11 protein-coding genes are annotated in these 15,787 nt (G+C 71.3%); 4 read left to right on the forward strand and 7 right to left on the reverse strand.

Going from position 1 to position 15,787, the window contains the following annotated elements:
* Positions 1 to 54 precede the first annotated feature (54 nt).
* The 5 genes from OG767_RS13965 to OG767_RS13985 all read right to left on the reverse strand — a co-directional run bounded on the left by OG767_RS13965 (position 55) and on the right by OG767_RS13985 (position 7,850).
* Positions 55 to 1,521 (reverse strand): dihydroorotase, encoded by a 1,467-nt coding sequence (locus OG767_RS13965; protein ID WP_405093777.1) that lies wholly within the window; start codon positions 1,519 to 1,521, stop codon positions 55 to 57.
* 87 nt (positions 1,522 to 1,608) lie between these two features.
* Positions 1,609 to 2,457, reverse strand: coding sequence for an HpcH/HpaI aldolase/citrate lyase family protein (locus tag OG767_RS13970; protein WP_405093778.1), 849 nt, complete (start codon positions 2,455 to 2,457; stop codon positions 1,609 to 1,611).
* Between the two features lie 172 nt (positions 2,458 to 2,629).
* Positions 2,630 to 4,342 carry a cellulose binding domain-containing protein gene (locus OG767_RS13975; protein WP_405093779.1) on the reverse strand — a complete coding sequence of 571 codons (1,713 nt, stop codon included), beginning with the start codon at positions 4,340 to 4,342 and terminating at the stop codon, positions 2,630 to 2,632.
* Positions 4,343 to 4,548: 206 nt separating this feature from the next.
* Positions 4,549 to 6,195, reverse strand: coding sequence for a cellulose binding domain-containing protein (locus OG767_RS13980; RefSeq protein WP_405094217.1), 1,647 nt, complete (start codon positions 6,193 to 6,195; stop codon positions 4,549 to 4,551).
* A gap of 422 nt (positions 6,196 to 6,617) precedes the next feature.
* A complete protein-coding gene (locus tag OG767_RS13985) occupies positions 6,618 to 7,850 on the reverse strand; it encodes a LacI family DNA-binding transcriptional regulator (protein ID WP_405093780.1) in 1,233 nt (410 codons plus the stop codon).
* 372 nt (positions 7,851 to 8,222) lie between these two features.
* Between OG767_RS13985 and OG767_RS13990 the strand changes: the two genes are divergently transcribed.
* Genes OG767_RS13990 through OG767_RS14005 form a run of 4 tightly spaced genes read left to right on the forward strand, consistent with a single transcriptional unit; the run spans position 8,223 to position 13,206 of the window.
* Complete coding sequence (locus tag OG767_RS13990; protein ID WP_405093781.1) at positions 8,223 to 9,485, forward strand: ABC transporter substrate-binding protein; 1,263 nt, start codon at positions 8,223 to 8,225, stop codon at positions 9,483 to 9,485.
* Between the two features lie 3 nt (positions 9,486 to 9,488).
* Positions 9,489 to 10,367 carry a carbohydrate ABC transporter permease gene (locus OG767_RS13995; protein ID WP_405093782.1) on the forward strand — a complete coding sequence of 293 codons (879 nt, stop codon included), beginning with the start codon at positions 9,489 to 9,491 and terminating at the stop codon, positions 10,365 to 10,367.
* Between the two features lie 2 nt (positions 10,368 to 10,369).
* Positions 10,370 to 11,287, forward strand: a complete 918-nt coding sequence (locus OG767_RS14000) for a carbohydrate ABC transporter permease (protein WP_405093783.1) — start codon at positions 10,370 to 10,372, stop codon at positions 11,285 to 11,287.
* Positions 11,284 to 13,206 carry a glycoside hydrolase family 127 protein gene (locus OG767_RS14005; protein WP_405093784.1) on the forward strand — a complete coding sequence of 641 codons (1,923 nt, stop codon included), beginning with the start codon at positions 11,284 to 11,286 and terminating at the stop codon, positions 13,204 to 13,206. Before OG767_RS14000 ends, OG767_RS14005 begins: the two co-directional genes overlap by 4 nt.
* A gap of 1 nt (position 13,207) precedes the next feature.
* On the opposite strand, the gene OG767_RS14010 is transcribed toward OG767_RS14005, so the two are convergent.
* Complete coding sequence (locus OG767_RS14010) at positions 13,208 to 14,206, reverse strand: LacI family DNA-binding transcriptional regulator (protein WP_405093785.1); 999 nt, start codon at positions 14,204 to 14,206, stop codon at positions 13,208 to 13,210.
* Positions 14,207 to 14,230: 24 nt separating this feature from the next.
* Positions 14,231 to 15,754, reverse strand: a complete 1,524-nt coding sequence (locus OG767_RS14015; RefSeq protein ID WP_405093786.1) for a family 43 glycosylhydrolase — start codon at positions 15,752 to 15,754, stop codon at positions 14,231 to 14,233.
* Positions 15,755 to 15,787 lie beyond the last annotated feature (33 nt).

The following is a 15,787-nucleotide window of genomic DNA, read 5'->3' on the forward strand; positions in this document are numbered from 1 at the left end:
ACTCGCCACCGCGCCCCTCACCCGGTGGGTGAGGGGCGCGGTGGCGGGCGCGGCCTAGCGGCTGACCGGGCGGCGCAGGTACTCGCCGCGCGGGGTGCCGACCACCGCGCCGTCGCGGAGGATGCGGTGCCCGCGCAGCCACACCTCGTCGACCCGGGCGGTCAGCTCGAACCCTTCGAACGGGGTGTACTCCTGGGTGGACTCGCTCGCCTCGGCGGTCACCGTCCAGGTGCGGTCCGGGTCGACCAGGACGATGTCCGCGTCGAAGCCCACCGCCAGGTCCCCCTTGCGCGGCCACAGCCCGTAGCGCTTCGCCGGATTGGCGCAGACCAGCTCGGCGACCCGGCCCAACGGCAGCCCCTGCCGCCGGCCCTCGGTGATCAGGGCCGGGAGCAGGTACTCGGCCCCGCCGAACCCGGACTTCGCCACGAAGACGTCGTCCCGGTCGATGCCGAACTTCGTCTCGTCCCGGCAGCAGGCGTGGTCGGAGACCACCCAGTCGACCTGCCCGGCGAGCACCGCACGCCAGAGCGCCTGCCGGTCGGCCTCGGCACGCAGCGGAGGGTTCACCTTGCCGCCGAGGCCGGCGGCGGTGTCGTAGGTGGCGATCAGGTGCCCGATGGTGACCTCGCGGCGGAAGTCCACGTGCGGGAAGGCGGCGGCCATCCGCAGCGCGGACTCCATCGCCTTCGCACCCGACAGGTGCAGCAGGTTGATCGCCGGCAGGCCGGTCTCGTGGGCCAGGTAGGAGGCGATGGTGATCGCGAGCCCCTCCGAGTGCGCCGGCCGGGACGCGCTGTAGGCGGCCAGCCCCTTCAGCTCCCCGGCCTCCTCCACCAGCTTCGAGTAGGCCGCCATGATCTCGGCGGTCTCGCAGTGCAGCGACAGGCTGATGCCGTCGGCCAGCTCGGGCCGCTCCTCCCGGATCCGCTGAACGCCGCGCATGACGAACTCGAAGTGCGCCAGGTCGTACCGCTCACCGGGCGGGGTCATCAGGAACGACGACTGGTCGGTGGAGCGCCCGTGCAGGCCGTGCGAACCGTAGAACATGAAGATCTTGAACGAGCTGACCCCGAACTCGTCGACCAGCGTGCCGAGTTCGTCGATGTGGCCGGCCTGCATGGGGGCGAGGTGGAAGGCGTAGTCGACGAAGGCCCGGCCCTCGGCCAGGCGCAGCACCTCGGGGAAGAACTCGGCGTAGCTGCCGCCCCGGTTCAGGTAGTACTGCCCGGTCCGCATGTAGGTCAGCCCGGTGGTGACGCCGCCCTGTGCCGACGCCCGCGACTCGCTGGCGGTGTCGACGTCGAGCGGGTTGTAGATGCCCCAGTGCTGGTGTCCGTCGACCGCGCCGGGGAAGGCCAGTCGGCCGCCGGCGTCGACCACCTCGTGCGCGTCGGCGGGGGAGAGGTCCGGCCCGATGGCCGCGATCCGGCCCGACCGGACCGCGATGGATGCTGGTACGGGCTCGTCCTCGCCCGGGCGTACCGCCCGCGCATTGGCGATGAGCAGGTCATAAGCCATGGGGCTACCTCCTTGCCGGTGGCCACAGGCTAAGCCCGGCGGACCGCTCAGTGCAACAGCGATCCGTCCAGCGGAACGAAATGATGGTTACTGTCGGCGCGCGCGGACCAGCACCGCCCGGGCCGAACGGGCGACCGCCTCGTCCACCATCGTTCCGGTGCCGTCCACCGCCGCCGCCCCACCGCCCCCCTCGGCGTACGCGGCGATGACCCGCTCGGCCTCGGCCACCTCCTCGGCGGTCGGCGTGAAGACCTCGTTGATCACCGGCACCTGGTGGGGATGGATCGCCGTCCGCCCGGAGAAGCCGAGCCGGCGCAGGGCCTCGGTGCCGGCTCGCAGCTTCTCGGTGTCCCGGTAGTTCACGGTGGCCGGGCCGACCGGTGCGGCCAGCCCGGCGGCGGCCGAGGCGACGACCGCCTCGAACCGGGCCGGGAGCAGTTCCCACCCCTCCGGGCCGGGACGCAGGCCCAGGTCGGCGCTGAGATCCGCCTCGCCGAGACCGAGCAGCAACACCCGGGGCGCGGCGGCGACGGCGTCGATCTGTCGGAGCCCGCGCGCGGACTCCAGCCGGGGTGAGACGGCGATCCGTCCGGCCGGCAGACCGCGCTCGCTCTCCAGGGCGCTGAGTAGGGCGTCGAGGCGGGTCAGCAGGGACGGCCCGTCCACCTTCGCCACCACCACGCCGGTGAGGCCGGGACGGACCGCCGCCCGCAGATCCTCCTCGAGGGCGTCCGGCGAGACCCGTACCCAGGCGTCGGCGTCGCCGGTGGCGCCGGAGTCGAGCCAGTCGGCGACCACCGAACGGGCGGTCGGCCGCTGCGCCGCCGGCACCGCGTCCTCCAGGTCCGCGATGATCGCGTCGGCCCCGACGCCGGCGGCCTTGTCGAGCATTCGGCGGGAGTGGCCGGGGACGTAGAGCCAGGACCGGGACACCATGATGCCTCCTCGATTGGAACGGTGTTCCAATCTATCCCGGTCGGGCCGCGGCGCAGCGCGCGGCCCGCTCCCTGCCGGCCCGCTTCCAGGAGCTGGCTCCCGCACCGATGGGGGTGACGGAGCTCAGGGCAGCGCGAAGGGGCCCGGCGGGAAGCGGTCGCGGCCGTCGCCGTCAGTTCGGGGCGTGCACCCCGGCGGCGTCATGGTCCCTGGTCGCACCTCGGACGTAGATTCCCGTGTCGGTCTGCCCACCCGAGAAGTACTGCCGAATGGAGCCGGGGAACGGCGCACTGGCTGCGTTGCGCCCGTACGCGTCGGTGTAGACCGTGGTCGGGCCGGTGTTCTGCACCGAGAAGGCGCCGGGCCGGAACTCGCGGTGGGTTCCCTTGAACGGTGAGCGCGGGTCGTCCCAGGCGAGATTCTGCCCGGCCCGGCGGGCCTGGTCGCACAGGTCGCCTCCCGCGAGGTCCGTGTAGCACAGGTCGACGATCCGGCCGTTCTTGTCCGACTTGGTCGGGTCGTAGTAACGCGACGGGTTGATGACGTAGAACAGCGGTGCGAGGTGGAAGTTCAGGCCGGGACCCGTTACCTGGACGTCGGAGAACCAGAAGTCGTCCATGTCGGAGACGGTGAACGGGACCGGATTGGGGTAGAGCGGGTCATTGTGGGTGCGGCCCTCCCGGATCGCCTGCACGCAGCCCGGTTCGGTGATCAGCCGCCCCGGCGACCGAGTCTCCGAGGGGGAATCCGCCGGTGTCGCCGGCCCGACGTTGATGAACGGGCCGCCGAAGCCGGGACACTCGCTGGGGCTGAAGCCTCCGGCCCGCCCGAGTGGGATCAGGGCGCTGTAGCGGGCCTCGGTGACCTGGCCGTTGGTCCGGGCGCAGCGTTGGTTGAACAGCAACTCGTGGATGTTGTTGGTGAAGGCGTCCGGTGAGTGGGTGCCCTGGTGGAACTTGAGCAGCACGTCGCAGGTGGCGATCGTGGCACCCTGCGGTGGGAAGAAGCTTGTGCCGTTGTCGCCCTGGATCACGTTGACGTTGTTGACCGAGAGCACCTTGTGCCCGACGTGGTCCTCGTGCCGGTGGCTGTGCTCGGGCATGTTGTCCATCATGACCTCGCTGGTGTAGCCGAAGGCGGGCCAGCCGGCGGTGTGGAACAGGTCCGAGCTGCGAGGGTCGTCGCCGTGTTCGTGGCCGAAGTTGCAGCCGCTGGGATCGCGGGTCGGGTGCCAGGTCGGGTAGACCTTGCCGTCCGGTCCGTACGTCCAGTAGCGGGCGTGAACCTCTACCGAGCACTCTCCGCTTCGCGGCAGGTATCCCTTGGCGTTGGCGGTGGCGATCAGGCTGTAGGCCCGGCTGGTCACGGCGTCGGCTGGCGGGAGCGCGGTGCCCCAGGTCGCGGTGCCGGGTGGCGCTGAGGTGGGTGGCTGGCCGGGTCCGGTGGTGCCGGGGGCGGGCGAGCCGGTGCAGGCGGTGCCGTTCAGGGCGAAACCGGTCGGCGCGGGGTTGCTGCCGCTCCACGAGCCGTTGAAACCGAACGAGACGCTGCCGCCGGTGGCGATGCTGCCGTTGTAGCTGGCGTTGCGGGCGGTGACCTGGCTGCCGCTCTGCGACACGGTGGCGTCCCACGGCTGGGTGACGCGCTGGCCGCCGGTGTATCCCCAGGTCAGTGTCCATGAGCTGAGCGGACCACCGACGTTGGTGATGGTGACCGCGGCAGTGAAGCCGTCCTGCCATTGCGACGTGACGGCATAGGTGACGCCGCAGCCGGTGGCTGCGGTTGCGGGGGCGGCGAAGGTGACGGCCAGCCCACTGGCCACGACCACGACCACGGCCGCGGTTGCGGCCGGCCCGAGCCGGGAGCGAGGGCGATGTAGGCGCATTGCGGATCCTTCGAATGGTGGTGGGTGGACGGATCTGGGCTGGCCCCGGCACCGAGCCGCCGGGCGATGGGGCTCCGCCCGATCTCCCCGGGAGACCTGTCCCCGGGTCGGCCGGCGACCCGGGTTGTCGGAACCACCGGCGCTGGGGTTCGTGCGGTGGTCCGGCCCGGTGTGGCGAGGCATGCTCGCCACACCGAGTCAGATGATCATGCTGCCGTGCAGGTGGGGCTGAGGTTGCTGGCGGTGCCGGTGCCTTGGAAGCCGAACTCGGTGCTCTGTCCGGCGCCGATCTGGCCGTTGTAGGACACGTTGGTGAACCGCACGGAGCCGCTGGTGCCGGTGGCAGTGGCGCTCCAGGTGTTGGTGACCGAGACACCCGCGGGCAGGGTCAGGCCGACGCTCCACCCGTTGACGCCCGTTGATCCGGCCGTCACCCGGAGCGTGGCGACGAAACCACCGCTCCACTGGTTGATCGACGTTGTCGCCGAGCATCCGGCGGACGGAGGCGGCGTGGTGGGCGGGGGCGTGGTCGGTGGCGGTGTGGTGGGCGGGGGCGTGGTGGGCGGCGGCGTGGTCGGCGGTGGCGTGGTCGGCGGCGGGGTGTTGCCGAGGGCCGGCGTGGTCCAGTCGATCCAGTCGGCGAGCCGGCCCTGCGCCTTGCTGGAGATCCGGATCGTTCCGGGGTCGTTGCCGGTCTTGAGGAGGAACTTGCGGATGTTCTGTTGCAGCGGGGTGCGCCATTCGGGCCGGTTGGCGCAGTGGTTGCCGTCAGCGACGTCGGACCAGTAGGTGATGTTGCTTCCGGCCCCGAGGGCCTTGTAGACCTCGGCGCCGCCCAGGGCGGCGACGCTCGCGGATCGTGGTCCCAGGTTGGCGATGTGCGGGTTGTCCATGATGAACAGCCCGCGGGGCGCCACCATGGCCACGATCTCGTGGGTGTCGAGCGGGAGTCGGTTCGGGCTGCTGGTGAAGGACCCGAAGGCGTCGCCCAGCCACGGCTGCTCGCCGTAGGCACTGCTGAGGCTCTGGGCGCCCTCGCCGGGGATGCCGCGGAAGATCGGCACCCCGCCGCTGCCCGACTCGATCGGCATGGTGAGCTGGATACGCTGGTCGAACGCCCCGATCACGAACGCGCCCTTGCCGAAGCGGGAGCAACCGGTGACCCCGGTGGCGTCGCCTCTGAGGATGGTGCCCCCTGACTGCTCGAGGACGTCGATGATCCTGCTGACGCCCCAGGACCAGGCCATCAGCAGGCCGGTGGGGCTGGTGTTGCCGTAGATGCTGTAGAACGCGCCCTGCTTGTTGGTTCGCGGCGTGCCTTCACGGCCTACCGCGTAGGGGTCGTAGTTGATGACTGCGGCGCCGGCGGCCTTGATCCCGGCGGTGTCCGCGCCGAAACCGCCAAGGACCACCACGGCCGGGAACGGGCCGGTGCCGGCGGGAAGTTCGACGCCCGCCGAGAAGCTGGAGGTGCGGCCCTGGTGGGAGACGTTCACGGTGATGCTGGTGCTGGACACGGAGCCGGTGACGGTCTGCGGCTTGGCCGGCTTCTCGCCGTAGACGAACTTCTCGGACAGCCTTTTGATCTCTTCGCGCCGGCAGCGCCAGTCGGACACCGTGCTGATCCGGGTGCCGTTGATCTTCGTGAACGGGTCGGGAAGTTTCGCATTCGTCGGCAACGAGCCCTGTTCCGGTAGCGCGGGTACCGCGCAGTCGGCACCCTCGTTCTCGACGCCGGCCGCGGCGGCCGTGGCCATGCCGCGCACGTCGACGGCACCGGCGAGCGCAAGCGTCGAGACGACGAGCGTGACCAGTGCGGTGCGTAGGTGGGAGCGGCCCGGTCTTGTGATCATTGGGTCCATCCTTCCGGGGTAGATGGGGCTGTCGTCCTCGCGATGGGGTTCCTGGGCGAGCGGGCTGAGCCGCCCGGCTGCGTGGCTCATGACGGCAGACGCGACGGTGAGTGCTGCTGCTGCGGCCGGAGCGGCCGGGGATGTGGCGATCGGGTCTGCGGGGCCACGCACCAGGCGGAGCAGGCCGTCGAGTACGACGACGACCGAAATCCGCGGAGCTGTCGCGATCCCGATCCGTCACGGCCGCCGTCGGCGGTTCGGTGCGTTACGCGTCACCCGGCTCATGGGTGTCGGTCCGCTGGACGCGACGGAGGCCTTCGCCTTCGTGGTCGGGTGTTGCCCGCAGCCGACCCGCTCCAATCTGAACCGATTCCAAGTATCGATAAAAATGATTCGATCGGCAAGGGGTCGGCGCCGGGTGCCTACCGGGTGGCCGGAGGCGCCGTGCTGTCCCGCACGATCAGGGTCGTCGCCAGTTCCAGGCGGGCCGGCCTGGGTGTGCGACCAGCCGCCGCGGTCAGCACGAGTTCGGCCGCGGCCGTACCCATGTCGGTGAACGGTTGCTGCACCGTGGTCAGGGCGGGTCCGCACCACCTGCTGTAGGAGAGGTCGTCGAAGCCCACCACGCTGAGCTCCTGCGGGATGCGTACGCCCAACTGCCGAGCGGCCTCGTAGACCCCGTAGGCCTGCATGTCGTTGCCGCACAGGATCGCCGTCGGCGGGTCCGTGACGCGCAACAGCTCTCGTCCGCCCCCCAGGCCGTCCTCGAAGGCGAACCACCGGCCGACCCGTACCAGCCGGTTGTCCAGCGCGATCCCGGCCGACTCCATCGCGGCTCGGGCGCCCTCCAGCCTGGCCCTGGCGGACAGGTGCTCGGTCGGCCCGGCGACGACGCCGATGCGCCGGTGTCCGAGGTCGAGCAGATGCCTGGTCGCGGTGATCGCGCCGGACCAGTTCGTGGCTCCCACCGACGGAGTCGAGTGCGCCGGCTCACCGCTGGGGTCGAGCATGACCAGCGGGATGCCGCTGGTCTCGAGCAAGGCGTGCTGCTCGGAGGTGAAGCCGAGGTGCACGGCGATCACCCCACTCGGCCGGCGAGCCAGCAACTGCCGGGCCCAGTCCCGTCCCGCCATGGTCAGCTGGCGCACGTCGGTCACCCCGACGGCCAGGTTCTGGCCGGATGTCACCCGCTCCACGCCGTGGATGATGTGCACGGCGATGCTGGTCTGCATGCCGTAGAAGACGACCTCGAGATGCGCTGCCCGGATGAGGTTCTCCGGCCGGCGATAGCCGTGTTCGCGCAGTGCGGCCTCCACCCGGTGCCGGGTCTGCGACGCCACCCCCGGCCGGCCGTTGAGCACCTTCGACACCGTGGCTGCCGAGACCCCGGTGATCCGCGCGACGGCGGCGACCGTCAGATCACCCCGTCGTCGCCCGCGTTGCGGGCCGCTGAAGCCGGTGGTCGCTGGTGTGGCGGTCGCTGCGGGTGCCGGCGACTGCGCAGACGTCGATCTCAGTCGCGAGCGGAGTTCACCCGACTCCTGGAGCAGCCGGGTGCGCACCGCCTCGGCGTCATGCTCGGCAGTGGGCCCGGCCGGGACGGTCTCCACCAGGTAGCGCCGCTTGCGCGTGACGGGATCGACACCTACGTACACGCGGACCCGTAGCGAACCACTCGGAAGTCGCTCGATTTCCCCACGTGCCGCCATGCGGACACCGTAGTGACGACGGTCCTCGGGTCAAGCCGCTGGCGACGAGGGGTGGGGCGGTGATACGCCCCCGATCGCTCGCGTGGAGCCATATGGAGCCATCGAGCGATTCACGTGGAGCATCAAAGAGGCTCCACGTGCGCGGCGCGCTCGCTATTGGTCCGCGGACACCCTCATCGAGGTATTGACACTTACCGAAGTCAGCGCCCAGAATTCCCCGAAAAGGTTTTCGGGGGCTCCGGTCCGAACGCCGGCCCTGGCTCCTTCGGACAACGGGAGGCCCACATGACATCCCCACCGGGTCCAACCCGTCGACGGATGCTGGCCGCGGTCATGTCGGCGGTGCTGGTGCTCGGCGCGGTGGCGTGCGGTGACGACGGCGGCGACGACCAGGGGCTGGCCCAGGCCGGCGCGAACGGGATCGACGACGGCAGCAAGCTGACCCTGTGGACCCGGGCACCGCTGGAGAAACAGGCGAAACTCCTGGTCGAGGCGTACAACGCCGGCCACCGGAACAAGGTCGAACTGACCGTCGTCCCCAACGACGACTATGTCGCCAAGGTGGGCGCGGCGGCCGGCTCCGGCAATCTCCCGGACCTGTTCGCCGCAGACATCGTGTACGTGCCGAACTGGGTGAGCCAGGGCCTGTTCCGGGATCTGACCACCAACATCGACGGCCTCGGTTTCAAGGACGCCGTCAACAAGGGCCACCTCGCCGCCGGCACCCGGGACGGCAGGGAGCACGTGCTGCCGTTCGTGCTCGACCTGTCGATGCTGTTCTGGAACAAGAAGCTGTTCACCGAGGCCGGGCTCGATCCGGAGAAGGCACCGGCCAGCCTCGCCGAGTACGCCACGGCCGCCAGGGCCGTCCAGGCGATCGGGAAGGACGGCGTCTACGGCACCGCCACCGGCCTCAACTGCGGCGGCTGCCTGGCATTCACCTGGTTCCCGTCGATCTGGGCTGCCGGCGGCCACGTGCTCGGCGCCGACGGGGCCACGTCCGACCTCGCCGGCGACACCGCGCGGCAGGTGTTCCGCACCTGGGCGGAGCTGTGGCGCTCCGGGGCGGTCCTGCCGTCCTCGGCGGGTGAGACCGGCCCGACCTGGACCGCCGCCTTCACCGAGGGCAAGGTCGGCCTGATGTTCTACCCGGCGACGCTGCTCTCCTCGACACCGTTCGACGTGGGGGTGGCCGGCATTCCCGGCCCGGACGGCGGGGCGTCGACGTTCGTCGGCGGCGACGGCATCGGCGTGTCGAAGGACTCCAGGAAGTCGGCCCAGGCCTGGAACTTCCTGAACTGGCTGATGTCGGAGCAGGCCCAGGTCGAGGTGCTGGCGAAGAACAAGGACGTGGTGTCCCGCGCCGACCTGGCGAACAACAGGTATGCCGCGCAGGATCCTCGTCTGGTCACCATCAACCAGGTGGCCGGCCGGGGAGACACACCGGTCGCGTTGAACTTCCAACAGGCCTTCAACGCCCCGGGCAGTCCGTGGCTGGCTCTGGTCCGTAGCCAGGTCCTTCAGGGTGGCGGCGACATCCGGAAGCAGAACGACGAGATCACCGCCGTGCTGAAGCAGTAGACCATGCAGACCAACGCGCCGGGACGCCGCCGCTCCCGCCTGCTCGGCTGGCTGTACGCCGCGCCCACCACGGTGTTCGTCGTGGCGCTGTTCGTCCTGCCGCTGCTGCTGGTGTTCAGGATGGCGGCGTCGCGGTGGCCGCTGCTGGCCGGGGACCAGGGGCTGAACGCGCCGGACAACCTCACCCGGGCGGTGAGCCACCGCTTCTTCACCGATTCGGTCGTCTTCACCGTCAAGTACACGCTGCTCGCCACCGTGCTGCTGATCGCGCTCGGGTTGGGGTTGGCGCTGCTCGTCCAGGAGTCCAGCCGCTGGAACAACCTGCTGCGCGCGTCGTTCCTCATTCCCGGCGCGCTCGGGCTGGCCTCGGCGTCCCTGCTGTTCTACGTGCTCTACTCGCCGTACGCCAGCCCGTTCGCGCCCCTGATGCGCCGACTGGACCTGACGTTCCTCGGCTCGCCGAACGCGGCGCTGCTCTCGACGGTGTTCCTGGTCGTCTGGCGCTACGCCGGCTTCTACATGGTGCTCATGCTGGTCGGCCTGCAGAGCATTCCGGCGGACGTGTTCGAGGCGGCGCGCTCGGACGGCGCCAGCCGCTGGCAGATCTTCCGACGGGTGACCCTGCCGCTGCTGCGCCCGACGCTCGCGCTGACGACCGTGCTCTGCGTGACCGGTTCCCTGCTCGCCTTCGAACAGTTCTACCTCCTCACCAAGGGCGGCCCGGACAACAGCACCGTCACCGTGGTCCAACTGATCTACCTGATCGCGTTCCAGGGCCAGAACGACCTCGGGGTCGCCGCCGCGCTGTCGGTCCTCGTGCTGCTCGCCCTGGTGCTGCTCAACGCGCTGCAACTGCGCGCCTTCCGGCCCGAGGAGCACTGACCATGGCCGTCGACTCCCGGTCCGCCCGGGCCACCCCGGGCGGACCGCCCCGGCATCCCGTCCGGGTGCCGGCCGGACCGCGCCGCCCGGACGGTCTCACCGTCGCCGGGGTGGCGCTGCGCACCCCGTACTGGGTGTTCACCGGCGCGTTGGCACTGATTTTCGTCTTTCCGCTGGTCTGGACGGCGGTGGCGTCGGTCTCCCCGCATCCGGGCACGAACCAGACGCACGGCTGGGGATTCGGCAACTACCAGACCCTGGCCGGCTACCAGGCCGGCATCTGGCGCTACCTCGCCAACTCCACGCTGGTGGCGCTCCTGACGGTCGCGCTCACCCTGACGGTCTCCCTGCTGGGCGGCTACGCGTTCGCGCGGTTCCGCTTCCCCGGCCGCAACGTGCTGTTCCTGCTGACCCTCGCCATCCTGATGGTGCCGTACGCCACCCTGCTGATCCCGCTCTACGTGCTGCTGAACCGGGTCGGGTTGCAGAACTCGCTGGTCGGCGTCGCGCTCGTGCTCACCATGTTCCAACTGCCGTTCGCCACGTTCCTGATGCGGATCTCCTTCGAGGCGGTGCCGCGCGAACTCGACGAGGCGGCGATGGTCGACGGGTGCTCATCGTTCGGCGCGTTGCGCCGGGTGCTCCTCCCGGCGGTGAGACCCGGGCTGATCACGGTGGGACTGTTCGCGTTCCTCGCCTCGTGGAACGACTTCATGGCGCCGCTGATCCTCATCAACGACTCCGACCGGATGACCCTGCCGCTCGCCGTGGCCAACCTCCGGGGCCAGGTCCAGGGCGTCGTCGACTACGGCGCGACCGAAGCGGGCGTCGTCGTGCTCGCCCTGCCGTGTGTCCTGCTGTTCCTGCTGCTCCAACGACACTACGTGCGCGGCTTCATGTCCGGCGCGCTGAAGGGATGAGCATGGTGGTCGGCGTGCCCACGGCGTCACCCGTCCGACCGACCCGCGGGCGGTTGCGGCCACTCGGCATCGGTGAGGTGCGCATCACCGGAGGTTTCTGGGCCCGACGCCAGTCGGTCAACGCGGACGCGAGCCTGTCGCACATCGGGCACTGGCTGGAGCGGGAGGGCTGGCTCGGCAACTTCGACCTGATCGCCGCCGGGGACCCGGGCGACGCGCGGCGCGGACGCGAGTTCTCCGACTCGGAGGTCTACAAGTACCTCGAAGCGCTGGCCTGGGAGATCGGGCGCAGCGGCGACCTGGGCCTGGAGCGGACCTTCCGTCACGTCGTCGGCCGGATCGCGCGGGCCCAGGACGCCGACGGCTACCTCAACACGGCATTCGGCCACCGCGGCCAACCACCCCGCTGGTCCGACCTCCGGCAGGGCCACGAGCTGTACTGCGCCGGCCACCTGCTTCAGGCGGCTGTCGCCCGCGCCCGGACCCGCCCGGACGCCGACGACGGGCTGGTGGGGCTCGCCCGGCGGGTCGCCGCGAACATCTGCGACACGTTCGGGCCGGACGGGCTCGACGGGGTGTGCGGGCACCCGGAGATCGAGACCGCCCTGGTCGAGTTCGCCCGGACCACCGGCGACGACCGCTACCTGGCCCAGGCGGCGATCTTCCTCGACCGGCGGGGCCACGGTCGGCTGGGAGATGTCGAGTGGGGGCGGGAATACTTCCAGGACGACACGCCGGTCCGCGAGGCGACCGTGCTGCGGGGGCACGCGGTGCGCGCCAACTACCTGGCCTGCGGGGCGGCCGACGTGGCCGTCGAGCGCGACGACCCGGGGCTGCTGAAGGCGGTGCGGCACCAGTGGCGCACCACGGTGGCGCGGCGGACCCACCTCACCGGTGGGCAGGGCTCCCGGCACCAGGACGAGGCGTTCGGCGCCGACTGGGCGCTGCCGCCCGATCGCGCCTACGCCGAGACGTGCGCGGCCGTGGGCTCGGTGATGCTGGCCTGGCGGCTGCTGCTCGCCTCCGGCGACCCCGGATGCGCCGACCTCATCGAGCGGACGCTGTTCAACGTGGTCGCGGCCTCGCCGGCGGCCGACGGCAGATCGTTCTTCTACACCAACCCGCTGCACCGCCGCGAGCCCGGCGCCGCGCCCGACACCGACCGGCCCAGCATCCGCGCCGAGGCGGCCCAACGGGCGCCCTGGTTCGAGGTGTCGTGCTGCCCGACGAACGTGGCGCGCATCCTGGCCAGCCTCGCGTCGTACGTGGCCACCACCGACGACGAGGGCCTCCAGATCCACCAGTACGCCCCGGCGACGGTCGTCCATCGCCCGCCGGACTCCGGTGAGCGGCGGGTGACCGTCACCACCGACTACCCGGACGACGGCCGGATCCGGGTGCGGATCGACAGCGACGACGAGCGCCCCTGGACCCTGTCGTTGCGGGTGCCGGACTGGGCGGGACGAGGCGCGACGCTGACCGTCCACGGGCGGACCCGCCCGGTGGATCCGGGCTACGTCATCGAGCGGCGGAGATGGCGCAGCGGCGAGGAGATCGTCCTGAGCCTGCCGGTGGAACCCCGGTTCACCTATCCGGATCCGCGCATCGACGCGGTCCGCGGATGCGTGGCGGTGGAGCGCGGCCCGCTGGTGTGCGCGGTCGAGTCGGTGGACCTGCCCGCCGGCACGAACGTCGAGGATCTGCACGTCGACCCGACCCGGCCGCCCCGAAACGCCGGCGGTCGGGTGCTGGTGTGCTGCCGGCAGCTCGACCGGGCCGAGCACGACTGGCCGTACGGTGACCCGAGCGCGCCGCCGGTCGAGGCGGGGACGGAGCCGGTCGAGGTTCCGCTGGTCGCGTACCACGCCTGGGCGAGTCGGGGGCCGTCCACGATGCGGGTGTGGCTGCCGGTGGGCTGACTCAGCTCGACGGCGGGGACGCCGCCGAGCTGGCCCGGACGACGAGTTGGGGGATCAGGAGGACGCGCTCGGGCGTCGGCCGGTGGCCCGTGGCGTCGAGCTGGGCCAGCAACAGGTCGACGCTGCGCCGGCCGAGCGCGGCGAAGTCCTGCCGTACGGTGGTCAGCGGCGGCAGGAAGTATTCCGCGTCGGGCGTGTCGTCGAAGCCCACCACGCTGACCTCGTCCGGCACCCGCCGCCCCGCCTCGTGCAGCGCGCGCAGCACCCCCAGGGCGATCTGGTCGCTGGCGCAGAAGATCGCCGTCACGGACCGGTCGAGGGCCAACCGCCGGCCCTGCGTGTAGCCCGCCTGGGCGGTCCACGTCCCCGGCGCCGCGTACGGCGACGGGCGACCGTCGGCGTGCAGGGCGGCCCGCCACCCGTCGGCCCGCTCGGTAGCCTCCGGCCAGTCGGCCGGGCCGGCCACGTGGTGCACCGTGGCGTGCCCCAGGCGGAGCAGGTGCTGGGTGGCCAGCCGGGCGCCGGCATCGTTGTCGATCTGGACGCTCGGGACCGCCTCGTCCTGCCCGCCGCCCACCCCGACGACCGCCAGGCCGTCGGACACCTGCGCGAGCGCGCCGGCCACGACCGGCTTCGGGGCGATCGCGATGATCCCCTCGACCGACTGCTGGCGCAGCCGGTCGACGGCGTCGAGCACCGAGCGGCGGTCGAGGTTCCGCAGACCGGCGACGCTGACGAAGTAGCCGGCGGAGCGGGCCGCGCCCTCGATCGCGTACAGCATGGAGGTCGGCCCGTACAGCGCGCTCTCGTACGCGATGATCCCCAGCGTCCCGGAGCGGCGGGTGACAAGCGTGCGGGCCGCCTGGTTCCGGCGGTAGTCCAGCGCCTGGACCGCCGCCAGCACCCGGCGGCGGGTGTCGTCCCGGACGTGCGGGTGCGCGTTCAGCACCCGGGAGACCGTCTGGTTCGACACCCCCGCCAGTCGCGCGACGTCGCGCATGATCGAGTGCCCCATGGGACCGGGTCAGCCGGTCGGCTCGCCGGACGGGGCCGGCAGCCGGACCCCGGCGGCGACCGGGGTGCCGAAGTGGGGTGTGCCGTCGGCGTTCCAGGTGAACTTCTGCGCACGGGTACTGCGGTTCATGTCGCAGCCCCCGGAGGCCGAGCTGTTCGCGTGGTAGACGATCCAGTCCTCGGTGCCGTCCGGGGACGTGAAGAACCCGTTGTGGCCGGGCCCGTACACGCGGTTGGCGTCGCTGCGCTGGAAGACCGGCTGCGGCGACTTGACCCACGACGAGGAGTTGAGCGGGTCACCGCCGGTCCAGGTCAACATGCCCAGCTTGTAGTCCGGCGTGCTGCAGTGGCTGGCGGAGAAGATGATGAACGTCTTTCCGTTGTGTTGCAGTACCTCGGCGCCCTCGTTGACCGAGCCACCGACGGTCTCCCAACTGTAGGTGGCGGTGGAGAGCAGATGTCGGGTGCCGGCGGCGGTCCACGGGTTGCTCAGCTCGCGGATGAAGTTGGGCTGTGCGCCGTCGTAGTAGGTGCCCAACAGGTAGAGCTTGCCGTTGAGCTTCATGACGCTGGGATCGAGCTCCCAGGTGTTGTCGGCCGTCGGGTCCAGCAGGTCGGCCTTGAACGTGTACGGCCCCATCGGGTCGGTGCCGGCGCTCTCCAGCACGTGGATGCGTTGGGTGCCCAGGTCGTACGGCTGGCGTCCGGCGACGTAGTAGAGGTACCAGCGCTTGCCGTTCGGGCCGTCGAGCAGGTGGAACTCGGGCGCCCACATGGTGCCGGCACCGTTGGGTCGGGTGAGCGTGAACAGCACGGTGTCGGCCGCTGCGGCGAGTCCGTCCAGCGTCCGGGACCGCCGCATGGTGACGGTGTTGTTCCAGGTCGTGGTGGCCAGATAGTAGTAGCCCTCGTGGTAGGTCAGCCACGGGTCGGGCCCGTTCGCCTTGATCGGGTTGGCGTAGGTGTTGGGGCTGGGGTTCGGTCCGCCACCCGGATAGCCGGTGAGTCGCCAGGTCCGGCTGGCGGCGGTGGTGCAGGGCAGTTGGACGAGCGCGGTGTCGGCCGCGCCACCGTCGTTGGCCGGAGCGACGCACTTGCCGCTGGCGACGGAGACCAGGTTCACCATGCCGGCGGCGCCGTTGGCCGCGAGACGGAACTGCTGGTTGGCGCCGCCGTGGCAGGTGTACTGGATGACCGCCGCGTGGTCGGCGGTGGACGCGCCGGAGATGTCGACGCAGCTACCGGCGGTGAGGGTGGTGATGGTGTACCGGTCGGTCGTGCCGGCCACCGGCGTGACGGTGAAGGTCTGCCGGGCGCCGGCCCCGCAGCCGGCCTGCACGAGTTGCCGCCCGTTGGTGGCGGCGCCGCCGGGCACCTCGACGCAGTTTCGGTTGGCCTGGTTGACGATGGTGGTGCCGAAGGCGTTGACGGCCTGGGCGGGAGCGGCGGACAGCAGGGGCAGGAGCGCGGCGACCAGCAGCACCGCGGCGGCGGCCCCACCGGTGCGCCGGCGGGGGTGCCGGGACGGGTCCATGCGGGATTCCTCTCGGTGCGGGGTACGGGACGT

This window comes from Micromonospora sp. NBC_01392 (genome assembly GCF_045040125.1).
Classification (GTDB): domain Bacteria; phylum Actinomycetota; class Actinomycetes; order Mycobacteriales; family Micromonosporaceae; genus Micromonospora.